The 20,334-nt window shown below is 68.2% G+C and carries 21 protein-coding genes and 1 riboswitch; of the genes, 12 read left to right on the forward strand and 9 right to left on the reverse strand.

Annotation, left to right across the window (positions count from 1 at the left end):
• Positions 1–11: 11 nt before the first annotated feature.
• Positions 12–2,441, reverse strand: a complete 2,430-nt coding sequence (locus ACE3TL_RS09175) for a heavy metal translocating P-type ATPase (protein ID WP_374578428.1) — start codon at positions 2,439–2,441, stop codon at positions 12–14.
• A 183-nt stretch (positions 2,442–2,624) separates the two neighbouring features.
• On the opposite strand from ACE3TL_RS09175, the gene ACE3TL_RS09180 reads away from it, so the two are divergent.
• Complete coding sequence (locus ACE3TL_RS09180; protein WP_374578409.1) at positions 2,625–2,819, forward strand: heavy-metal-associated domain-containing protein; 195 nt, start codon at positions 2,625–2,627, stop codon at positions 2,817–2,819.
• Between the two features lie 3 nt (positions 2,820–2,822).
• Here the strand turns inward: ACE3TL_RS09180 and ACE3TL_RS09185 are convergent, their stop codons facing one another.
• Positions 2,823–3,128, reverse strand: a complete 306-nt coding sequence (locus tag ACE3TL_RS09185) for a hypothetical protein (protein ID WP_374534938.1) — start codon at positions 3,126–3,128, stop codon at positions 2,823–2,825.
• A gap of 88 nt (positions 3,129–3,216) precedes the next feature.
• The gene (locus ACE3TL_RS09190) at positions 3,217–3,612 is read right to left on the reverse strand and encodes an MAPEG family protein (protein WP_374578410.1); all 396 of its coding nucleotides are present in this window, start codon (positions 3,610–3,612) and stop codon (positions 3,217–3,219) included.
• A 138-nt stretch (positions 3,613–3,750) separates the two neighbouring features.
• Between ACE3TL_RS09190 and ACE3TL_RS09195 the strand changes: the two genes are divergently transcribed.
• The 5 genes from ACE3TL_RS09195 (at position 3,751) to ACE3TL_RS09215 (ending at position 8,625) form a co-directional block, all read left to right on the forward strand.
• Complete coding sequence (locus ACE3TL_RS09195; RefSeq protein ID WP_374578411.1) at positions 3,751–4,662, forward strand: DMT family transporter; 912 nt, start codon at positions 3,751–3,753, stop codon at positions 4,660–4,662.
• Between the two features lie 33 nt (positions 4,663–4,695).
• A complete protein-coding gene (locus tag ACE3TL_RS09200; RefSeq protein WP_374578412.1) occupies positions 4,696–6,606 on the forward strand; it encodes an alpha/beta hydrolase family protein in 1,911 nt (636 codons plus the stop codon).
• Positions 6,607–6,767: 161 nt separating this feature from the next.
• Entirely contained in the window at positions 6,768–7,325 is a 558-nt protein-coding gene (locus ACE3TL_RS09205) for a hypothetical protein (RefSeq protein ID WP_374578413.1), read from the forward strand.
• Positions 7,326–7,352: 27 nt separating this feature from the next.
• Positions 7,353–7,697 (forward strand): hypothetical protein, encoded by a 345-nt coding sequence (locus ACE3TL_RS09210; RefSeq protein ID WP_374578414.1) that lies wholly within the window; start codon positions 7,353–7,355, stop codon positions 7,695–7,697.
• Between the two features lie 76 nt (positions 7,698–7,773).
• Positions 7,774–8,625 carry a neutral zinc metallopeptidase gene (locus ACE3TL_RS09215; protein WP_374578415.1) on the forward strand — a complete coding sequence of 284 codons (852 nt, stop codon included), beginning with the start codon at positions 7,774–7,776 and terminating at the stop codon, positions 8,623–8,625.
• Between the two features lie 5 nt (positions 8,626–8,630).
• Here the strand turns inward: ACE3TL_RS09215 and ACE3TL_RS09220 are convergent, their stop codons facing one another.
• Positions 8,631–9,032 carry a DUF6491 family protein gene (locus ACE3TL_RS09220; protein ID WP_374578416.1) on the reverse strand — a complete coding sequence of 134 codons (402 nt, stop codon included), beginning with the start codon at positions 9,030–9,032 and terminating at the stop codon, positions 8,631–8,633.
• A gap of 115 nt (positions 9,033–9,147) precedes the next feature.
• Positions 9,148–9,255, forward strand: a riboswitch (TPP riboswitch).
• A gap of 56 nt (positions 9,256–9,311) precedes the next feature.
• Here ACE3TL_RS09220 and thiC point away from each other — a divergent pair.
• Positions 9,312–11,141, forward strand: coding sequence for a phosphomethylpyrimidine synthase ThiC (thiC, locus tag ACE3TL_RS09225; RefSeq protein WP_374578417.1), 1,830 nt, complete (start codon positions 9,312–9,314; stop codon positions 11,139–11,141).
• A gap of 108 nt (positions 11,142–11,249) precedes the next feature.
• Positions 11,250–11,987, forward strand: coding sequence for a pentapeptide repeat-containing protein (locus ACE3TL_RS09230; protein ID WP_374578418.1), 738 nt, complete (start codon positions 11,250–11,252; stop codon positions 11,985–11,987).
• Here the strand turns inward: ACE3TL_RS09230 and ACE3TL_RS09235 are convergent, their stop codons facing one another.
• The 3 genes from ACE3TL_RS09235 to ACE3TL_RS09245 form a co-directional block, all read right to left on the reverse strand.
• Positions 11,988–12,203, reverse strand: a complete 216-nt coding sequence (locus ACE3TL_RS09235; RefSeq protein ID WP_374578419.1) for a hypothetical protein — start codon at positions 12,201–12,203, stop codon at positions 11,988–11,990. It lies immediately after the preceding gene.
• A 256-nt stretch (positions 12,204–12,459) separates the two neighbouring features.
• A complete protein-coding gene (locus ACE3TL_RS09240; protein WP_374578420.1) occupies positions 12,460–13,065 on the reverse strand; it encodes a hypothetical protein in 606 nt (201 codons plus the stop codon).
• 213 nt (positions 13,066–13,278) lie between these two features.
• The gene (locus ACE3TL_RS09245) at positions 13,279–14,022 is read right to left on the reverse strand and encodes an HAD family hydrolase (protein WP_374578421.1); all 744 of its coding nucleotides are present in this window, start codon (positions 14,020–14,022) and stop codon (positions 13,279–13,281) included.
• A 129-nt stretch (positions 14,023–14,151) separates the two neighbouring features.
• On the opposite strand from ACE3TL_RS09245, the gene ACE3TL_RS09250 reads away from it, so the two are divergent.
• Genes ACE3TL_RS09250 through pgsA form a run of 4 tightly spaced genes read left to right on the forward strand, consistent with a single transcriptional unit; the run spans position 14,152 to position 18,821 of the window.
• Positions 14,152–15,942 carry a long-chain-acyl-CoA synthetase gene (locus ACE3TL_RS09250; protein WP_374578422.1) on the forward strand — a complete coding sequence of 597 codons (1,791 nt, stop codon included), beginning with the start codon at positions 14,152–14,154 and terminating at the stop codon, positions 15,940–15,942.
• Positions 15,943–15,984: 42 nt separating this feature from the next.
• Positions 15,985–17,853, forward strand: coding sequence for an excinuclease ABC subunit UvrC (gene uvrC / locus ACE3TL_RS09255; RefSeq protein ID WP_374578423.1), 1,869 nt, complete (start codon positions 15,985–15,987; stop codon positions 17,851–17,853).
• A gap of 46 nt (positions 17,854–17,899) precedes the next feature.
• Positions 17,900–18,172 carry a hypothetical protein gene (locus tag ACE3TL_RS09260; RefSeq protein ID WP_374578424.1) on the forward strand — a complete coding sequence of 91 codons (273 nt, stop codon included), beginning with the start codon at positions 17,900–17,902 and terminating at the stop codon, positions 18,170–18,172.
• A 25-nt stretch (positions 18,173–18,197) separates the two neighbouring features.
• Positions 18,198–18,821: a CDP-diacylglycerol--glycerol-3-phosphate 3-phosphatidyltransferase gene (gene pgsA / locus ACE3TL_RS09265; protein WP_374578425.1), complete on the forward strand. Its 624-nt coding sequence runs from the start codon at positions 18,198–18,200 to the stop codon at positions 18,819–18,821.
• A 135-nt stretch (positions 18,822–18,956) separates the two neighbouring features.
• Here pgsA and ACE3TL_RS09270 read toward each other — a convergent pair whose 3' ends face one another.
• Both ACE3TL_RS09270 and ACE3TL_RS09275 read right to left on the reverse strand, forming a co-directional pair.
• Complete coding sequence (locus ACE3TL_RS09270) at positions 18,957–19,574, reverse strand: glutathione S-transferase family protein (RefSeq protein WP_374578426.1); 618 nt, start codon at positions 19,572–19,574, stop codon at positions 18,957–18,959.
• Between the two features lie 74 nt (positions 19,575–19,648).
• Positions 19,649–20,334, reverse strand: a 686-nt coding sequence (locus ACE3TL_RS09275) for a pirin family protein (protein ID WP_374578427.1), incomplete at its 5' end; no start/stop codon positions are given.

A 20,334-nucleotide genomic window follows, 5' to 3' on the forward strand; every position in this document is an offset into this window, starting at 1 on the left:
GGCGATTTCCTTCAGGCCGTGACGGGCGGAGAGAAGCGGCGCAGCCGCAGGGCGTTGGCCACGACGCTGACGCTGGACAACGCCATGGCGCCGGCGGCGACCATCGGCGAGAGCAGCAGGCCGAACATCGGATAGAGCGCGCCGGCGGCGACCGGGATCAGGATGATATTGTAGCCGAACGCCCAGGCCAGGTTCTCGCCGATGTTGCGCATCACCGCCCGGCTGAGGGCGGCTGCGGCGGGCACGCCGCGCAGGTCGCCGCGCATCAGCACGACATCGGCGCTCTCGATGGCGATGTCCGTGCCCGCGCCCATGGCCAGGCCGACGTCGGCGCTGGCCAGGGCCGGGGCGTCGTTGACGCCGTCGCCGACGAAGGCGACCGGGCCGAAGCGCTCGCGCAGCGCCTGGATGGCGGCGACCTTGCCCTCCGGCAGGACCTGGGCCTGCACCTCGTCGATGCCGAGCTCGGCGGCGACGGCGCGGGCGGTGGCAGGGTTGTCGCCGGTGATCATCGCGATCTTCAGGCCCATGGCGTGCAGGGCGTCCAGCGCCTGGCGCGTGGTCGGCTTGATCGCGTCGGCCACGGCGACGATGGCGGCCAGCCGGCCGTCCACGGCGACATAGATCGGGGTCCTGGCCTGGGCGCCCAGGGCCTGGGCGGTCTCGGTGAAGGCCGCAGTCGAGAGGCCGAGTTTTTCCATGAAGTGGTCCGCGCCGACCTGGACCAGCCGTCCGCTTGCCTGCGCCTGCGCCCCGAAGCCGGCGAGGTTCTCGAAGTCCTGCGGGTCGGGCAGGGGCAGCCCTCGCTCGCGCGCGGCGGCGACGATGGCCTCGGCGATCGGGTGTTCCGAACGGCTTTCCACCGCTGCGGCCAGGGCCAGGACCTCATCCTCAGCGAAGCCTTCGGCGGCGACCAGATCGGTCATCACCGGATGGCCGACGGTCAGGGTGCCGGTCTTGTCGAAGGCGACGATCTTCACATCGCGCAGGGCCTGCAACGCTTCGCCCTTGCGGAACAACACTCCCAGTTCGGCGGCGCGGCCGGTCCCGACCATGATCGAGGTCGGGGTGGCCAAGCCCATGGCGCAGGGGCAGGCGATGATCAGCACCGCCACGGCGTTGACCAGGGCGAAGGCCAGGGCCGGGCTGGGGCCGAAGATCATCCAGGCCGCAAAGGTCAGCAGGGCTGCGGCGATCACCGCCGGCACGAACCAGCCGGTGACCCTGTCGACCAGGGCCTGGATCGGCAGCTTCGAGCCCTGGGCGGTTTCGACCATGCGCACGATCTGGGCCAGCATGGTCTGGCTGCCGACCTTGGTGGCGCGGAAGCGGAAGGCGCCGGACTTGTTGACGGTGCCGCCCACAACGGCGTCGCCGGGGCGCTTCTCGATGGGGACCGGCTCTCCGGTGATCATGGATTCGTCGACGAAGGAGGCCCCGTCCAGGACCTCGCCGTCGACCGCCAGGCGCTCGCCCGGACGCACGACGACGATGTCGCCGGCCATGACCTCGGCGATGGGAACCTCGCGCTCCTGGCCCTCGCGCACGATGCGGGCGGACTTGGCCTGCAGGGTCATCAGCCGCTTGATCGCCTCGCCGGTGCGGCCCTTGGCCTGGGCCTCGAACAGGCGCCCGACCAGCACCAGGGTCACGATCACGGCCGCGGCCTCGTAATAGACGTGGTCGGCGCCGGCCGGCAGCAGGGCGGGGGCGAAGGTCGCCACGGCCGAATAGGCGAAGGCCGCGCTGGCCCCCAGCGCCACCAGCGAGTTCATGTCCGGCGCGCGGCGCAGAAGGTTGGGAACGCCCTTGCTGAAGAAGCGCCGGCCCGGCCCCAGCAGCACCAGCGCGGCCAGGCCGAAGCTCGCCAGCCGCCAGGGCTGTTCGCCGATGGTCATGGCCAGCCAGTGATGGACGGCCGGGATCGCGTGGCGGCCCATCTCGACCAGGAACAGCGGCAGGGTCGCGGCTGCGGCGATGGCGACGGAGGTCTTGAGGGCCTTGATCTCGCCCTCGCGGGCGGCGCGCTCGCGCTCGGCCAGATCGGCGCCGTCTGCGGGATCGACGGTTTCGGCCTGATAGCCGGCGGCGGCGACCGCAGCCATCAGGGCCGAGGCGTCGGCGCCGCCCAGGATGCGGACCTGGGCGCGCTCGGTCGCCAGGTTGACCTGGGCGTCCAGCACGCCGGGAACCGACTTCAGAGCCTTTTCCACGCGGCTGACGCAACTGGCGCAGGTCATGCCGACGATCTTCAGCTCCACCTGCCGGTCGAGCGGCTCGTAGCCGGCCTTGCGGATGGCCGCGGCGACTGCGGCGGCGTCGCCGTCCGGCGTCAGCTCGACGTGGGCGCGCTCGGCGGCGAGATTGACGTTGGCGGCCGCCACGCCGGGGACGGCGGCGATGGCCCTTTCCACGCGGCCGACGCAGCTCGCGCAGGTCATGCCCTGGACGGGAATGTCGATCGGCTGCAGGCGGGCTTGCTGCACGGCGGGCTCCTTCGGATGCGGACCCTGCCTTAATGGGCCTTCCCATCATGGGAGGGTCAAGGGGCCGTTTTCCGCATTGACCTTCCAACCGCTGGAAGGTGCACAACAGGCGCAGTCCCGTTCGGAAGGAGTTGGCGGATGTTGAGCTTCAAGGTCGAAGGCATGTCGTGCGGCCATTGCGTGCAGTCGGTGACGCAGGCCGTCCAGAAGGTCGCGCCCAAGGCGCAGGTCGCCGTCGACCTGGAGGCAGGCCGGGTGGACGTCAGCGGCGACGATCGCCGCGACGCCCTGGCCGCGGCGATCGAAGAGGCCGGCTACAAGGTCGCCGCCTAAGCGTCAGCGTCGCGGGCTGCCGTCTTCCCAATAGTAGCGGCGCGTGCCGGGGTCGTAGAAGTAATAGCGGCCCGCGCGGTTGTCGTAGTGCTGGCGACGGTTGACGTTGTCGAACTTCGGGGTGGTGGCCGCGCCCAGCGCAGCGCCCGCCGCCCCGCCCACCAGCGCGCCGGTTACCGAGCTGTCGACAGCGGCGCCGATGGCCGCGCCGGCCAGGCCGCCGGTGGCGGCGCGTTCGGTGACCGTGGTGCCGCAGGCGCCGAGCGTGAGGGCCGCGCCGAGCGCGGCGGTCGTAAGCAGAATCTTCATCGCGTACCTCGTCGGTTACGCCGTCCCTCCATTGCGAACGGTGCTGGCGAGGGAGTCGTTCCGCGCAAAGTTCGGCCGCCTGCGAGCCTCAGGGCAGCAGGATCGCCTGGGCGACCATGCCGAGGCCGACGACGCCCACCGCCCAGGCCACGGAACGCAGATAGGGCACGCCCCAGGCGTAGAGCGGCACATAGGCGACCCGCGCCCAGAAATAGAGCTGGGCGCCGAGGGCGGTGATCTCGCTTTCCCGACCGGTGACATGGGCGATGAGCACCGCGCCCAGGAAGAGGGGCAGGGTCTCGAACAGATTGGCCTGGGCGCGCTTCAGCCGCTGGGCGCGATCGTTCAGCGGCGGCATTTCGCCATCGCGCGGGCCAGCGTTCCATTTCAACCCGTACTGGCTGGTCTGGGCGATCGCGGACAACAGGATCTGCGCGAAGGCCAGGACGAGCGTCCAGGCCGCCATCATCAGGCCAAGGGTCATGTCGAGCTCCGTTCTGTCGTGGTCAGCTTGAGGCGTTGCAACTCTACGCCATGCGAGCGCAAAGGCGAGGGCGCCTGGCGCAGGCCTATGGCCCCGGCGGCGAGAGGCCTCTATGGAGGGGCGGGCAAGGAGCGCCCGTTGTCAGCAGAGCCCAGTCCGCACGCCGTCACCCAACGCAACGGCCTGGGGATCGTGCTCCGCGTATTGGCCATGGCCTGCATGGCGGGGCTGGCGGCGCTGGTGAAGGCCTGCGCCGAGCGCGGCGCGCCGGTGCTGGAGATCATCTTCTTCCGCAACGCCTTCGCCTTCGTGCCGGTGCTGCTCTACGTATGGAAGACGGCCGGTTTCGGGGTGCTGAAGACCAACCGGCTGGGCGGCCACGCGACCCGCTCGGCGGTGGGGCTGGTCGGGATGTTCTGCGGCTTCACCGCGGTGTCGATGCTGCCGCTGACCGAGTCCACGGCGCTCTCCTTCGCCTCGCCCCTGTTCATGACCGCGCTCTCGGCCCTGATCCTGAAGGAGCATGTGGGCGTCCACCGCTGGGGCGCGGTGGTGGTCGGGTTCGTAGGGGTGCTGATCATGGTGCGGCCGGACCCGACGCACATGGCCTCGCTCGGCACGGTCTTCGCCCTGGCGGGCGCCCTGGGGGCGGCCGGCGCGATGATCGCCATCCGCGAGATCGGCCGCACCGAGCCGGGGCCGACGATCGTCTTCTACTTCACCCTGGCCGGAATGCTGGTCGGGCTGTCGAGCCTGCCGTTCGGAGGCTGGACGATCCCGGACCTCACCACCCTGGTCATGCTGATCTGCACCGGCCTGCTAGGTGGGACCGGCCAGCTCTTCCTGACCGAGGCCCTGCGCCGCGCGCCGGTCGCGGTGGTGGCGCCCTTCGACTACACCCAGCTCGTCTGGGCCTGCATCATCGGCTTCCTGGTCTGGGACGAAATCCCCCGCGCAGCCACCATCGCCGGCGCGCTCGTCGTGGCGGCCAGCGGCGTCTACATCCTGTATCGCGAGACGCGGCGGCTGCGGGTTCGCAATCAAGCTTGACCTGAAGGATGCGCTCGAAAGTAGAGTGGCGTCATGCGATTGTACTTTTCCGCGCTCGCCGTCTCGATCGTCGTCGCCCTGGCCGGAGCCGCCGCGGCTGCTCCGCTTGAGCTGTATGCGCGCGGGCCGACCCTGAACAATGTCGTGATCTCGCCGGATGGGTCGAAGCTGGCGCTCCTGCGCTCGGACGGGAACACGCGTTCGATCGTGATTCAGGACCTGGAACAGAATGGGCCGATCGCCGGCGTCAATTTGGGCGAGGTGGAACTGCGCGGGGTGACGTGGGCCGGGTCCGGACACCTCGTGATCCGCACCTCGCAAAAGGCGACTCCGACGGGCCGTGACGTGAAGTTCACGGGACCGATAGAGGTGCAGCAACTGCGGCTCTACGACGTGAAGACGCGCAGCTTTCGAGAGGTGCTCGCCCGCGAGCCGGGCGCCAGCAATTTCGTGCTTGCCGGCCCTCTCGTCCGGTTGGTCGATGTCGCGCCGGTCCTTTACGTCCAGGCCATGCGGATTGTCGGAAGCGAGGTTCGGGAATCGCTCTTCCGGATCGACGTGGCGTCCGGGGCGAGCCGTGCTGTCGAGGACGGGCCCGACCTGAGAAAGACGCAGACGGATTGGACCGTCGACGGCGCTGGTCGCGCTATCGCAAGAACCGAGTACACAGCCAAGACGGGCGCCTGGAAGTTATCGATCAAGATCGATGAGACGTGGCGTCTCGTCCAGTCGGGGATATATCCGATCGATCCCCCCTCTGTTGTCGGCTTGGCCCACGATCCGCGTAACCTGGTGGTCGCCCGTTCGGAAGACGGGACGCGGCGCTATCGTCTTCTGTCGCTCGCAGACGGAGCTTGGGGAGAGGGATTGGATGTCGACGAAGAGGCGAGGCTGCTGCTGGACGCCCGCGATGGCCGAGTAATCGGATACATCCAAGGCGGCGCGGGGGAGGCGCATTTCTTCGATCCGGAAAACCAGGCCGACTGGAAAAGCGCCATGCGGGCGTTCGCTGGGGAGTCCGTTTTGCTTGAAAGCTGGTCGTCGGACCGCAAGCATTTCGTCACCCATGTCGAAGGCCCTAAGACCGGCAATGCGTTCGCCTTGGTCGATCTCACGACACGCAGCGCTTCGATTATCGACGATACTTATGCAGGCTTGACCGCTACCGGGATTTATCCAGCAAAATTCGTCGACTACACCGCGTCGGACGGCATGGCGCTGCGTGGCGTACTGGTGAGGCCGAGTGCTGCGGCAGGTCGAAACGCTCCGCTCGTCGTGTTGCCCCATAGCCTGTCAGATTGGTACGATGATCTCAGCTTTCACTGGATGGCCCAGGCGTTTTCGTCGCGTGGCTACACGGTCTGGCTACCGGATTTCCGTGGCTCCCAGGGACGTGGTGAGAGCTTTGAGGCCGCTGGGTATGGCGAGTGGGGCCGCAAGATGCAGTCCGACATATCGGACGGCGTGCGATTCTTGACGCAGGAGGGGATCGCTGATCCCAATCGGGTCTGCATCGTCGGTGTGGACTATGGAGGCTATGCGGCCCTTGCCGGGGTCACGCTGGAACAGGACATCTATCGTTGCGCGGTCTCGGTCGGTGGCATGTCGGACCTCGAACTGCTGGTGCAGGACAAGACGCCGGCCAATGCTGTTCGCCAACGCAACCGGCGCAAGCACCTGGGTCTGGGGAATCTCGACGCTTACTCCCCCGCCAAGCTGGCCGATCGGGTGAAGGCGCCGATCCTGCTGGTCCATGCCAAGGACGACACGGTCGTCGCGTTCGAACAGAGCAGGCTGATGGCGGACGCTCTGGAAAAGGCGGGCAAGAAGGCCGAACTGATCACCCTGGCCGGGGAGGATCACTGGCTGTCGAGTGGGGATACCCGGCTGAAGATGCTGACCGAGACGGTGCGTTTCCTGGAGGCGCATAATCCGCCCAACTAGGGGCGGAGGCTTTCGACCCTCCTTGTCTGACAAGGCGTTGGCGCCCTTCCGGGCAAGTATCGCGCATTGACAGACCATCGTTATGGGAAGATTCTTGGCGGGTAAGGTCGGACGCGCGCCGGGCCTCTTGGTGCGCCCGGCTGGGTGCAGGAGGCCCTGCCATGTTCAAGGGATTGCTGGTCGTAGGCGTCGCCGTGGCAGCGCTGGCTGTAGCGGGCGCGGCGCGCGGGGCGGTGACCGTGATCGGCGGCGGCTTGGCGGAGGCCTGCTCGCAGGCCGCGATGGCCGGCGAGGACGATCCGAGGTTTCAGGAGTTGTGCACTCTGGCCCTGGACACCGAGCTGATGAACGCCCGCGACCGGGCCGGGACCTTCGTCAACCGCGGCGTTCTGAAGCTGCGCCGCGCGGCCTATGTCGAGGCGACGCGCGATTTCGACCGGGCGGTGCGGCTGCACCCGGATCTGGGCGAGGCCTATGTGAACCGCGGCGCGGCCTCCATCGGCCGGCGGCTCTATGCGCAGAGCCTGCCCGATATCAACAAGGGGCTGGAGCTGGGCGTCGCCGAGCCGGCCAAGGCCTATTACAACCGCGCCCTGGCTCATGAGGGGCTGGAGGACGCCAAGTCCGCCTATCTCGACTATCGCAAGGCGCAGGAACTGGCGCCCGACTGGACGGCGCCGGCCGAGCAACTGATCCGTTTCACGGTTTCGCGCCGTTGAGGAGCCAGGCGGCCCGCCGCACGTTCAATGTTCATGCGAAACCTGACCCTCGTCCTTCTCGCCGCAACCAGCCTGGCGACGCCGGCCATGGGCCAGGTCAGCCCGCAAGCCCAGCAGCAGCTCGACCTGCTGACCCAGCAACAGCTCGACCGGCAGCGGTCGATCGCGCTGGAGAACCAGCTCAACGCCCTGGATGCGCGCGTGCAGTCCGAGCAGCGGTTGCAGGACTTCCGCGCCGCCGCGCCGCCGGCCTATCCGAAGCGCGCGCCTGGCGAGGAGGGGGCCGGGGCGGCGGGCTACGCCGTCATTCCCGACGCGGTCCTGGCCGACTCCAACGCGCGTGTTCGCGCGGTGACGCAGAACAGGCGCTGACAGACGCCGCCGCAACCCGCATCTTAGAGGCTGCCTCCGCGCGCCGCGCGCGGGGCGCTTGAAGAGGAAGCAGGGCATGCGTTGGCAGGGCGGCCGCAGGGGCGGCAATATCGAAGATCGCCGCGGAATGAGCGCAGCCGGGGTCGGCGGCATCGGCCTGGGCGGCGTAGTCCTGGCGCTGATCGGCTATTTCGTGTTCGGCATCGATCCGTCGACCACCATGTCGGTGGTGAACGGCGCCGGCGGCCAGCAGGCCCAGCAGCAGGACGGCGTGCGCGGCACGACCCAGGACCAGGGCGGTCAGTTCGTCGATGTGATCGAACAGTCGACCACCGACGTCTGGACCCAGATCTTCGCCGCGGAAGGCCAGCGCTATCGCCGGCCGGCCGCCATCGTCATCTACGACCAGGCCACCGGGACCGGATGCGGCATGGGTCAGTCGGCCATGGGGCCGTTCTATTGCCCGGCCGACCAGAAGGTCTATCTGGACCTCGCCTTCTGGCAGGAGCTGGAAAGCCGGTTCGGCGCCAAGGGCGAGGCGGCGCGGGCCTATGTGATCGCCCACGAGATCGGCCACCATGTCCAGAACCTGACCGGGGCGACCCGGCAGGTGGAGCGCGGGTCGCGCGGGGTCGACTCCTCGGCCGTGCGGCTGGAGCTGCAGGCCGACTGCTACGCCGGGGTCTGGGTGGCGCATGCGCCGGCCGCCTCGGGCGGGCAGGTGTCGCTGGACCCGGCCGATATCGAGGACGGCATCCGCGCGGCCGCGGCGGTAGGCGACGACGCCATCCAGAAGCAGGCCCAGGGCCGCGTCATGCCCGACGCCTTCACTCACGGCACCAGCGAGCAGCGGATGCGCTGGTTCCGCATCGGGGTGGAGAAGGGCGATCCGGCCGCTTGCGACACCTTCCGGGCAGGAAGGCTGTAGGTCCTTTAGGGGCGGACCTTGGGCGGCAGGGCCGCCACCTGGTCCGGCGTCAGGCGGGTGATGTCCTTGATGATGCAAGGCGTCAGGCCGCCTGCGCCCACCTTGACCTTCAGGTCGAGGTCGAGCGGGCGGCAGACCATGTCCGTTCCGCCGACGGTCTCCAGCACCAGCGGATCGCCGGAATTGACCCCGGCCAGGCAACTGCCGGACATGCCGAGGCGATAGACCTGCCGCTTGGGCTTCACCGACAGATAGAGCGTCTTGGCGTCGCCCTTGGTGTGGTTCTGGATCTGGCTGACCCGGAAGCATTGCGGCCCGGCCGCGGGCTTGGCGGGATCGGCGGCCAGGGCGGGGGCGGCGGCCGCGCAAAGAGCGGCGGCGGACGCCAGGACGATCAGGCGCTGCATGGCGGTCTCCTCAAGCGGGATGCCCGCTAAAGACTCTCGGGGCGCCGAAAATGAAACGCAAGAATGGGGCCGGATGGCGGCGCTTTCCATCTCCCAGGATCGGGCCTATGTGTGGTCGCAGTCCTCGGGGGGCCGCGCTTGGGCGGCTGAGAGGCGGGCGAGCCCGCGACCCGTAGAACCTGATCCGGGTCATGCCGGCGAAGGGAAGGCGTTTCGGGTGTTCGCGCGCCCGGTTTCCCCATCGCAGGCAGGCCCCTGGCCGCTAGGGAGCTTGCGCCGGTGAACATTCAGACCCCCGTCAAAGACGCCATTCCGACCGGCGAGCGCCCCGGCTCGAGCAAGGTCTATCAGCCGGGCGTGCTGTGGCCCGACATCCGCGTGCCGTTCCGCGAGGTGGCTGTGCATCCCTCGGCGAACGAGCCGCCGGTCACGATCTACGACCCCTCGGGCCCCTATACCGACCCGGCGGTGAAGATCGACATCGACCAGGGGCTGGCGCGCGTGCGCGAGCCGTGGGTCGTCTCGCGCGGCGATATCGAGGTGGTGGAAAATCCGCGGCAGGTGAAGCCGGAGGACAACGGCTTCGCCCAGGGCGAGCACCTGGCCCCGCAGTTCAGCGCCCCGCGCCGCGTCTATCGCGCCAGGGGCGGGGCGGCGGTGACGCAACTGGAATACGCCCGCCGCGGGATCGTCACGCCGGAGATGGAATACGTCGCCATCCGCGAGAACCTGCGCCGCAAGGAGACCGACGCCTTCATCCGCGACGGCGAGGACTTCGGCGCCTCGATCCCCGACTTCGTGACGCCGGAGTTCGTGCGCGACGAGGTGGCGCGCGGCCGGGCGATCATTCCGGCCAACATCAACCACACCGAACTGGAGCCGATGGCGATCGGCCGCAACTTCCTGGTCAAGATCAACGCCAACATCGGCAACTCGGCGGTGCTGTCGACCGTCGCCGACGAGGTCGACAAGATGGTCTGGGCGATCCGCTGGGGCGCCGACACGGTCATGGACCTGTCGACCGGCCGCAACATCCACAACATCCGCGACTGGATCGTCCGCAACAGCCCGGTTCCGATCGGCACGGTGCCGATCTACCAGGCGCTGGAGAAGGTGAACGGCATTGCCGAGGACCTGACCTGGGACGTCTTCCGCGACACCCTGGTCGAGCAGGCCGAGCAGGGCGTGGACTACTTCACCATCCATGCGGGCGTGCGGCTCGCCTATATCCCGCTGACCGCCAAGCGGGTGACCGGCATCGTGTCGCGCGGCGGCTCGATCATGGCCAAGTGGTGCCTGGCGCACCACAAGGAGAACTTCCTCTACGAGCACTTCGAAGAGATCTGCGAGATCATGCGCGCCTATGACGTGTCGTTCTCGCTGGGCGACGGCCTGCGCCCCGGCTCGATCGCCGACGCCAACGACGCGGCCCAGTTCGCCGAGCTGGAGACCCTGGGCGAGCTGACGCCCGTCGCCTGGAAGCACGGCGTCCAGGTGATGATCGAGGGCCCCGGCCACGTGCCGATGCACAAGATCAAGGCCAATATGGACAAGCAACTGGCCGCCTGCGGCGAGGCGCCGTTCTACACCCTCGGCCCGCTTACCACCGACGTCGCGCCCGGCTACGATCACATCACCAGCGCCATCGGGGCGGCGATGATCGGCTGGTTCGGGACGGCGATGCTCTGCTACGTCACGCCCAAGGAGCACCTGGGCCTGCCCGACCGGCAGGACGTCAAGGACGGGGTGATCACCTACAAGATCGCCGCCCACGCCGCCGACCTGGCCAAGGGCCATCCGAGCGCCCGGGCCTGGGACGACGCGCTTTCCCGAGCTCGCTTCGAGTTCCGCTGGGAAGACCAGTTCAACCTGGGCCTCGATCCGGAGACGGCGCGCCAGTACCACGACGAGACCTTGCCGAAGGAGGCGATGAAGACCGCCCACTTCTGCTCGATGTGCGGCCCCAAGTTCTGCTCGATGAAGATCAGCCAGGACATCCGCGACGCCGCCGCCAAGCAGAACGACGTCGCCGCCGGCATGGAGCAGATGAGCGAGAAGTTCCGCGCCGAGGGCGGGGAGATCTATGTGAAGGCCGGCGCGGCGGAGTAGGCCGCACCCGCTCACCCCGGCGGGCTTTCCGCACTATGACCGAATCCGGCGTGGGCCCAGGCTAGGCAGCTTGGGCCTCGGCCTGCGCGGGGTGAGCGGAGGTTGGGAATGAAACTCGAACCAGGCGCGAGGTTCTTAGGCGTCGACCTCTCCGCCCTCGATTTCACCGACGCCGACCTGACCGATGCGGTGTTCGAGAGCTGCACCCTGCGCGAGGTTCAGGTGCAGGGGGCGGGGCTGCAGGGCGCGCGGTTCGTGGGATGCAGGCTGGTTCGGTGCCGGTTTTCGCATGCGGACCTGCGCGAGGCGGCGTTCGAGGACTGCAATTTCGCCGACGATGACGGCCATGCCGGCGTGCAATTCGCCTTCGGGCGGCTGGACGAGGCGCGCATCCGCAACTGCGACCTGTCATTCGCGCGGTTCGAGCGGCTGAGCGCCTATGGCCTGGATATGGAGGCCTGCAACCTGCGCGGCGCGGCCTTCCTGCGGGCCGACTTCAGCCGCGTCTTCGGGCGTAGCGTGGTCCAGTGGGCGGGCGCCATGAAGGGCTGCAATCTCGAACTGGCCGATCTGACGGAGTTGCGGCTGCCGGAGGGTGACTTCAACCGTTCCAGTTTCCGCGAGGCCGCGCTGGTGGACGCCGATCTGGAGGGGGCGGACCTGCGCGAGTGCGATCTCTTCCAGGCGTTGACGGCCGGGGCCAAGCTGGCGCGCGCCGACCTGCGTGGCGCCGAGGTCAGCGGGCTGAACCTCGCAGACCTGGCCAGCGTGGCGGGAATGAAGATCGCGGCCGACCAGCAGTATCGGTTGCTGACCGCCCTGGGCCTCGACGTCTACGCCGAGTGATCAGTCGCGTTCGATGTGGGCCTTGACCGGCTCGGCCTTCCAGACGCGGACGGCGACGGCGGCGGTGATGGAGGCCAGGACCGCGGTGATCGCGCCGCACCACTGAAGCGTGTTCATGCCCTCGGCGGCGTAGCGGCCCACGGCCGCGCTGACGAAGAACACGAGCGCCGCGGTGCCCCACTCGGCGCCCCAGCTCGAAAACAGCAGCTTCAGCATGAAAATCCTCGGTCGGTTCCGACGGGCGGCCAAATTCCACAGCGAACGGCGTTCGGGAATGCGGCAAGGGGTCGCTCATCGGCCCGGCGGACGTCTCATGCACGAAAAAGGCGGCTCCCGCCTGGAAGCCGCCTTCTCCGTCCGCCTCGGCTGTCTGGAGCATTTTCCGCCGAAGTGGATACCGGTTCGGCGTAGAAAATGCTCCAAATTCAAAGAGTCTTGAGCAAAATCCGATCCAGTCAGATCGGATTTTGCTCTAGGGCGTCGGCTCTCCAGGGCTCTCCTGAGCCGGCGTCTCGACGGGAGGCGCGGCCGGGGGCTCGGTCATGGACGGCGCGATAGGCGGCGTCACGACCGGCGCAGGGACCGGCGCCTGGGAGCTGGGCGAATAGGGGATCGGCGCGTCGGGAATCCTCGCGCTGGCGTCGCTGGCCCAGGTTTCCGGACTGTCGGCGACCGGCGCCGGCGTGACGGCGGCGCGGCGGATTGCGCGGCGAGCCGGAGCCGGGGGCGCGGCGGGCTCCGGGGTGGCGACGGCCGGAGCGGACTGCGGCGCCGGCGTGGCGTCGGCGACCTTGGTTACCGGATTGGGCATGACGGCCGGCGGCGCAGGCGGGACGACGGTCGTCTCGGCGAACAGGTCGCTGGACCGCGGCTGGGCCAGCATCACCGCCGCGCCGGCCAGCAGGATCGCCGCCGGAACCGCGAACAGCGCGATCTTACCGATGTTGGAGGACTTGCGCTTGCGGGCGTAGACGGGCGTGGCCGGAAATAGAGAACTGGCCGAACTCGCATCGAGGTCCGATGCGGCCTCGGCGTCAGGGGTATGGCGCTGGACGAAGGGATTGTACTCGGCGCTCATGTGTAACCTCCCTCAGGTTGATCGTGAGGGAAACGACGACGAAAGGGAGCGTGTTCCAGACTCCGCCGGCCGAATGGGGCGATCTTGTCTTGATTTTCGGCGTAAAGGCCTATGTTTTCAGTCTTGTGGCGGTGTCACAGGATTTGTGAATATCTTGAGATAGGTGTCATGGGTGTCGACAACGTCTTGCTGTCTTGTCGACACGGTCTCGCCTTATTCCGGCTTGAGTTCGGCGATCGAGCGGATGATACGATCGGGGCGGACATTGCTGCCGGCGGGCACGCCCTCGCCCAGATGATCGTGCCAGATGGAGAAGATGCCCAGCCGTTGCGGGGCGGCCACCTCCCATTCGAGATTGTCGCCGACCATCCAGGTCTCCTGCGGTGCGACATCCAGGGTGCGCATGGCGTGCAGATACGCCTGCTCCTGCGGCTTGCCGAAGCCGGCCTCGCCCTCGATCTGGATGTGATGGAAGAGCGGGGCCAGGGCGAAGCGCTCCACCTTTGCCCGCTGGGGCGCGGCTGCGCCGTTGGTGACCAGCGCCAGCAGGACGTTCCGCGCACGCAGGGCCTGGATGGTCTCCAGGGCGCCGGGGAAGAATTTGGCCTGCTCCTCGCGATAGGCATGGAAGCGTGCGCCGAACGCCCTGGCGAACTCGGTGGTAAGGGCGGGCGCTTGGGGCCGGAGCGTGGAGAAGCCCTGTTCCACCGCCAGGATGCGGCCCTCGACCAGGTTCTGGCGCCAGACCGCCGCGCGGGCCTCGTCGGACCAGAAGGCGCGGAAGCCGTCTTCCATCGCCTGGCCGGCGGCCTGGGGCGTGAACGGGGCGAAGACGTCGCCGAATTCCTCGATCACCTCCTGCAGGATCTGCCGGCGCGAGCCGAAGGAGATGATGGTTTCGTCGAGGTCGAAGAGAATCGCTTTGGGCAGGGCGCTCATGGCCAGTCTGTCTGCCACGGAACCGCCGACCGAGTCCTCGGCGCCACAGTTGCACGCACCTGACGCGGGTGTGACCGAAGGCGCCGACAGCCCAGCTTGACCCCTCGCGCCGACCGCCGCCAAGGTGGCCTCCGGTCGGAGGGATGGATGCGACTTAAGGCTCGCCTGGAGCGCGATTGGCGGTTCTTTCGCGATCTGAATCGCACGTTGAAGCGCGTGAAGACCATTGCGCCGACGTCCGCCAACCTGGTCTGCGACGACATCCAGGCGGCGGTGGATCAGTGGCGCGAGCGGCCGGCCCTGACCTATGAAAAGCGCACCGTCACCTTCGCGGAGATGGACGCCATCGCCAACCGCTTCGCCCACTGGGCCAAGGGGATCGGCGTGCGGCGCGGACAGACCGTGGCGCTGTTCATGCCCAACCGCCTGGAATACTTCCCCATCTGGTACGGGCTGACCAAGATCGGCGCGGTCGCGGCTCTCATCAACAACCAGCTCGCCGGTGCGCCGCTGGCCCACTGCCTGAACATCTCCGGTGCGGCGCACGCGATCGTCGACGACGAGACGTCGCCGGCCTTCGAGGAGGCCAAGGGCCTGCTGGAGCGGCCGATGCAGCAGTGGGTGCTGGGCCACGCCCACGGCGACCAGCGCGACCTGACCCAGGCCCTGAAGAGCTGCAGCCAGCTTCCGCCCGACCGCTCGGTGCGCGAAGGGATGACCGCCGGCGACACCGCGCTCTACATCTATACCAGCGGCACCACCGGCCTGCCGAAGGCCGCGCGCATCACCCATGTCCGGGCCCAGCTCTACATGCGCGGTTTCGCCGGAGCGACCGGCGCCACGGAGAAGGACCGCGTCTACATCACCCTGCCGCTCTATCACGCCACCGGCGGCCTCTGCGCCATGGGGGCGGGACTGCTGAACGGCGGTTCGGTGGTGCTGAAGAAGAAGTTTTCGGCCAGCCATTTCTGGGACGATGTGGCGGCCGAGGGCTGCACCATGTTCGTCTATATCGGCGAGCTGTGCCGCTACCTGGTCAACCAGCCGGAGGTCGAGGCCGAAGGTCGGCACAAGCTGCGCATGGTATTCGGTAACGGTCTGCGGGCCGATGTCTGGGCCGAGATGAAGCGGCGTTTCCGCATTCCGGAGATTCTGGAATTCTACGGGGCCACCGAAGGCAACGTCTCGATGTTCAACTTCGACGGCAAGGTCGGGGCGATCGGGCGCACGCCGAAGTGGCTGAAGAAGAAGGTCAATTACCGCCTCGTCCAGTTCGACGTCGAGACGGAGGAAGAGGTGCGGGGCATGAACGGCCTGTGCATCGAGGCGGGCCCCGGCCAGATCGGCGAGTGCATCGGCAAGATCGGCCACGACGCGCGCAGCGAGTTCACCGGCTATGTCGACAAGGCCGCCTCGGACAAGAAGATCCTGCGCGACGTGTTCGAGAAGGGCGACGCCTGGTTCCGCACCGGCGACCTGATGAAGACCGACGCCGAAGGCTATTTCTACTTCGTCGACCGCATCGGCGACACCTTCCGCTGGAAGGGCGAGAACGTCTCCACCGGCGAGGTGGCCGAGCGCCTGCAGGCGATCCCCGGCGTGATGGAGGCCAATGTCTACGGCGTGACGGTCGAGGGCGCGGACGGCCGGGCCGGGATGGCCGGGCTGGTGGTCGGGCCGGAGTTCGACATCAAGGCCTTCGGCGAGACGGTGGCCCATGACCTGCCGCCCTACGCCCAGCCGGTGTTCGTGCGCATCCTGCCGGCCATCGAGACGACGGGCACCTTCAAGTACCGCAAGATCGACCTGGTGGCCGACGGCTTCGACCCGACGGCGATCAAGGGCGCGGTCTATTACCGCGACCCGGTGAAGGGCGGTTACGTGCGGCTGACCAAGCCCGGCTACGCCAAGATCCTGGCCGGCGGCGTGAAGCTGTAAGCCGAGCCTGCGGGCGCGCGCGGACTCGCCTATATTGGCGCCATGCCGACCGACGTGACCGCAGACGCGCCCTTGCAGGGCGCAGCCCTCATCAAGGACGAAGTGCGCCGCCTGCCCGACGCGCCGGGCGTCTATCGCATGATGGGCGAGGGCGGGGAGGTGCTCTATGTCGGCAAGGCGCGCTCGCTGAAGAAGCGGGTGACCCAGTACGCCCAGGGCCGGTTCCACACCCAGCGCATCGCCCTGATGGTCGACCTGACCCGGTCCATGGAGTTCGTCACGGTCCGCACCGAGACCGACGCCCTGCTGCTGGAAATCAACCTGATCAAGCAGCTCAAGCCGCGCTTCAACGTGTTGCTGCGCGACGACAAGAGCTTTCCGGAGATCGTCATCCGGCGTGAGCACCCGGCCGCCCAGCTTCGCAAGCACCGCGGCGCCCACACCATCAAGGGTGACTATTTCGGGCCGTTCGCCAGCGCCCAGTCGGTCAACCGGACGCTGAACACCTTGCAGAAGGCGTTTCTGCTGCGCTCGTGCTCGGACAATGTCTACGAGACGCGCACGCGGCCCTGCATGCTGCACCAGATCAAGCGCTGCGCCGCCCCCTGCACCGGCCTCATCAGTCTGGAGGACTACGGCGGCCTGGTTGATCAGGCCGAGGATTTCCTGCGCGGCAAGAGCCGGGCGGTGGTGGCCAGGCTGTCGGCGGAGATGCAGGCCGCCTCCGACGAGATGGAGTTCGAGCGCGCCGCGCGCATCCGCGACCGCATCCGGGCGCTGGCCTCGGTGTCGCAGGAGCAGCAGATCAATCCGGAGACCTTGCAGGAAGCCGACGTCTTCGCCCTGCACGCCGAGGGCGGCCAGGCCTGCGTGCAGGTGTTCTTCTTCCGCGCCGGCCAGAACTGGGGCAACCGCGCCTATTTCCCGCGGGTCGACAAGAGCGACGAGAACGTGGACGTGATGAGCGCGTTCCTCGGCCAGTTCTACGACGACAAGCCGATCCCGCGGCTGATCCTCGTCAATGTCGAGCCCACCGACTGCGAACTGCTGACCGAAGCCTTCGCCATCAAGGCCGGCCACAAGGTCGAGATCGCCCGGCCCAAGCGTGGCGAGAAGGCCGAGCTGGTCGTCCACGCCCTGACCAATGCGCGCGAGGCCCTGGGTCGCAAGATGGCTGAGAGCTCGGCTCAGTCGAAGCTGCTGGCCGGCGTCTGCGAGGCGTTCGGCCTGGAGGGTAATCCCGAGCGGATCGAGGTCTACGACAACGCCCACATCATGGGGACCAATGCGGTCGGCGGCATGATCGTGGCCGGGCCCGACGGCTTCCAGAAGGGGCAGTACCGCAAGTTCAACATCAAGAGTTCGGACCTGACGCCCGGCGACGACTACGGGATGATGAAGGAGGTCATGCGCCGCCGCTTCTCGCGCATGGTCAAGGAAGAGGAGGCGGGTGAGAACCCGCCGCGCCCGGACCTGGTGCTGGTGGACGGCGGGGCCGGACAACTGGCCGCCGTGCTGGAAGTGATGGCCGACGTCGGCGTCGACGACATCGCCGTGGTCGGGGTCGCCAAGGGGCCGGACCGCGACGCCGGGCTGGAGCGGTTCTTCATCGAGGGCAAGCCGCCCTTCATGCTCGAGCCGAAGTCGCCGGTGCTCTACTACCTCCAGCGGCTGCGCGACGAGGCGCACCGCTTCGCCAACGGCAGCCACCAGGTCCGGCGCGCCAAGGACCTCAAGAAGAACCCGTTGGACGAGATCGAGGGCGTCGGCCCCGGCCGCAAGCGCGCCCTGCTGCACGCCTTCGGCTCGGCCAGGGGCGTCAGCCGCGCCTCGGCCGACGACCTGGCCAAGGTGGACGGGGTCAGCGAGGCCCTGGCCCAGCGCATCTTCGATTTCTTCCGCAAGGGGTGAGCCAGGCGCTAGTCTTGCGCGTTGAGACCGGTTTGGGAGATCGCAGATGGTTCGCCTTGTCCTCGCCGCCGCCCTGGCGCTTTCGGCTCCAGCCGCCGCCTTCGCCAGTTCGCCCGACGCCTGGGAGGCGTTCCGCGCCGACGTGAAGGCCAAGTGCCTGGCCGCGGCGCAGGGCTCGGGCATGAAGTCGCCGGAAGTGCTGGTCCATCCGTTCGGGACCGAGCGCTATGGGCTTGCCGTGCTGCGCGAAGGCGCGGACAAGCGAATCTGCGTGTATGGCAAGCAGACCAAGACGGTCGAGCTGACGCCGGCCACCTGAAGACATCCAAGGCGTTGCGAGGATCATGAAAGCCCTGCCGAATATCCTGACCTCGCTGCGGCTGGTCCTGACGCTCTTCGTCTTCATGGCCCTGGCGACGGTGGCCGGCGCAGTGCCCGGCTTCAGCGAGCACATGACGCCGGAGGACCAGTTCGGCCTGCAGCGATGGGCGTTCTGGGCCTTCGTGATCGCGGCGGTGACCGACTTCTTCGACGGCTGGCTGGCGCGCAAGCTGGACGCGGTCACCGTCTGGGGGGCGATCCTCGACCCGATCGGCGACAAGGTGCTGGTCTGCGGCGCGATCCTCGGTCTGCTGGCCCTGGGCGGTCAGCCGATGGTGGTGCTGCCGGCCGGCCTGATGCTGTTCCGCGAGTTCACGGTCAGCGCCCTGCGTGAAGTGGGGGCCGGCAAGGGGATCAAGCTGCCGGTGACGCGCCTGGCCAAGTGGAAGACGACGCTGCAACTGACCGCCCTGGCGGCGGAGATGGTGGTCGCCTCCTGGGGCGCCTTCGACCTGCCGTCCGAACCGGCCGTCCGCGACCCGGCGACCCTGGTCGCCCACAGCCTGATGTGGGTGGCCACGGTCGTCACCCTGATCACCGGCGCGCAGTACTGGGAACAGACCCGCAAGGCCCTGGCGGAGACGTAAAGGCCCGTAACTCCTCCCCCTCCGGGAAGGTGGATCGGCGCAAGGCGCCGAGACGGAGGGGGCTGCTGATTCAGCAAATCCCCTCCGCCGGTTTCACCGACGGCTCCCCCGGAGGGGGAGCATTTAGGCGCTGCTTCAGGCGGCCGCCTTTTCGGCGACGCGGGCCTGGACGCGTTCCAGCCAGGCGGCGATGTTCTTGTTGTCGGCGTTGATCGGCTGGCCCACCTGGGCGCCGAACTGCAGGAAGCAGAACAGCAGGATGTCGGCCAGGGTGAAGCGATCGCCCGCGATCCAGGTCTTGCCGGCCATCAGCCCGTCCAGCCAGGTCAGCTTCTCTTGCGCCAGGGTCTTCAGGTCGCCGGCCGCGTGGGGGATGGTGCGCATGCGGCTCTGGAACAGCGGCAGGCCTTCGGCGTAACGGAACCCGTTGGACAGCGGCTCGCAGATGTTGAGGTCGATCCGGCGGACCCACATGCGGGTCGCCGCGCGCTCTTCCGGCGTCGAACCGATGAGGGTGTCGCCCGGAAGCTTCTCGTCCAGGTACTCGCAGATGGCGGTGATCTCGGCCAGGTGCGAGCCGTCGTCCAGTTCGAGGCAGGGAAGCTGGCCGGACGGATTCTTGGCGACATAGGGCGCCTGGCGGTTCTCGCCGCCCATCAGGTCGACGCTCTCCGTCGGGATCTCCGCGCCCTTCTCGGCCAGGAACATGGTCACGACCGCCGGATTGGGGCCCATCGAGGTGTAGAGTTTCATGCCGTCCTCCCTAGGAACTTGTCGGGAGGCACCCTGCGCAGGGTGACGCGAGGGTGATCAAGCCCTTTGCGGGCTTACAGCGGACTGGCGCTCGGCGGCGGCTCGGGCAGGGGGATGAATTCCTGGTCGTCGGCGTCGGGCAGCTTCATCCGGCCGGCGCGCCAGTCGGCCTTGGCCTGTTCCAGCCGGTCCTTTGAGGACGAGACGAAGTTCCATTCGATGAAGCGCGGTCCGACCGGTTCGCCGCCCAGCAGCATGACGACGGCGTCGGAGACGGCGGTGAAGCGCACCGCCTGGCCGGGCAGGAAGACCAGCATCTGGCCCTCGCGGTATTGGCGCCCATCCACCTCCACGATCCCCTGGGCCACATAGGCCGCGCGCTCGGGATATTCGGCCGGCAGTTCGGCCTGGGCGCCGGGTTTCATTCGCCAATGGACGTAGAAGAGCGGCGAATAGGTCCTCACCGGCGCGGACGCGCCGAAAGCCTCGCCCGCGATCAGCCGGGCCCACAGGCCGCCGTCCTCGTAGGTCGGCAGGTCGGCCGGCGCATAGTGGTCGAAGGACGGGGCGGTCTCCTCGTCCTCGGTCGGCAGGGCGATCCAGGCCTGGATGCCGTTCATCCGCCCGCCGGTCCGGCGCAGGGTCTCGAACCGCTCAGAGTGGGTGACGCCGGCGCCGGCGGTCATCCAGTTCACCTCGCCCGGATGGATCGGCTGGGTGACGCCGACGGAGTCGCGGTGGGTGATCTCGCCCTCGAACA

The organism is Phenylobacterium sp., assembly GCF_041920015.1.
Lineage (GTDB): Bacteria > Pseudomonadota > Alphaproteobacteria > Caulobacterales > Caulobacteraceae > Phenylobacterium.

What these genes read in the sequence shown, in the direction of transcription:
- ACE3TL_RS09175 (WP_374578428.1), bottom strand. Translation starts at nt 2,441, where the DNA reads ATGACCTGCGCGAGCTGCGTCGGCCGCGTGGAAAGGGCCATCGCCGCC.
- ACE3TL_RS09180 (WP_374578409.1), top strand. Translation starts at nt 2,625, where the DNA reads ATGTTGAGCTTCAAGGTCGAAGGCATGTCGTGCGGCCATTGCGTGCAG.
- ACE3TL_RS09185 (WP_374534938.1), bottom strand. Translation starts at nt 3,128, where the DNA reads ATGAAGATTCTGCTTACGACCGCCGCGCTCGGCGCGGCCCTCACGCTC.
- ACE3TL_RS09190 (WP_374578410.1), bottom strand. Translation starts at nt 3,612, where the DNA reads ATGACCCTTGGCCTGATGATGGCGGCCTGGACGCTCGTCCTGGCCTTC.
- ACE3TL_RS09200 (WP_374578412.1), top strand. Translation starts at nt 4,696, where the DNA reads ATGCGATTGTACTTTTCCGCGCTCGCCGTCTCGATCGTCGTCGCCCTG.
- ACE3TL_RS09205 (WP_374578413.1), top strand. Translation starts at nt 6,768, where the DNA reads ATGTTCAAGGGATTGCTGGTCGTAGGCGTCGCCGTGGCAGCGCTGGCT.
- ACE3TL_RS09210 (WP_374578414.1), top strand. Translation starts at nt 7,353, where the DNA reads ATGTTCATGCGAAACCTGACCCTCGTCCTTCTCGCCGCAACCAGCCTG.
- ACE3TL_RS09215 (WP_374578415.1), top strand. Translation starts at nt 7,774, where the DNA reads ATGCGTTGGCAGGGCGGCCGCAGGGGCGGCAATATCGAAGATCGCCGC.
- ACE3TL_RS09220 (WP_374578416.1), bottom strand. Translation starts at nt 9,032, where the DNA reads ATGCAGCGCCTGATCGTCCTGGCGTCCGCCGCCGCTCTTTGCGCGGCC.
- ACE3TL_RS09230 (WP_374578418.1), top strand. Translation starts at nt 11,250, where the DNA reads ATGAAACTCGAACCAGGCGCGAGGTTCTTAGGCGTCGACCTCTCCGCC.
- ACE3TL_RS09235 (WP_374578419.1), bottom strand. Translation starts at nt 12,203, where the DNA reads ATGCTGAAGCTGCTGTTTTCGAGCTGGGGCGCCGAGTGGGGCACCGCG.
- ACE3TL_RS09240 (WP_374578420.1), bottom strand. Translation starts at nt 13,065, where the DNA reads ATGAGCGCCGAGTACAATCCCTTCGTCCAGCGCCATACCCCTGACGCC.
- ACE3TL_RS09250 (WP_374578422.1), top strand. Translation starts at nt 14,152, where the DNA reads ATGCGACTTAAGGCTCGCCTGGAGCGCGATTGGCGGTTCTTTCGCGAT.
- uvrC (WP_374578423.1), top strand. Translation starts at nt 15,985, where the DNA reads ATGCCGACCGACGTGACCGCAGACGCGCCCTTGCAGGGCGCAGCCCTC.
- ACE3TL_RS09260 (WP_374578424.1), top strand. Translation starts at nt 17,900, where the DNA reads ATGGTTCGCCTTGTCCTCGCCGCCGCCCTGGCGCTTTCGGCTCCAGCC.
- pgsA (WP_374578425.1), top strand. Translation starts at nt 18,198, where the DNA reads ATGAAAGCCCTGCCGAATATCCTGACCTCGCTGCGGCTGGTCCTGACG.
- ACE3TL_RS09270 (WP_374578426.1), bottom strand. Translation starts at nt 19,574, where the DNA reads ATGAAACTCTACACCTCGATGGGCCCCAATCCGGCGGTCGTGACCATG.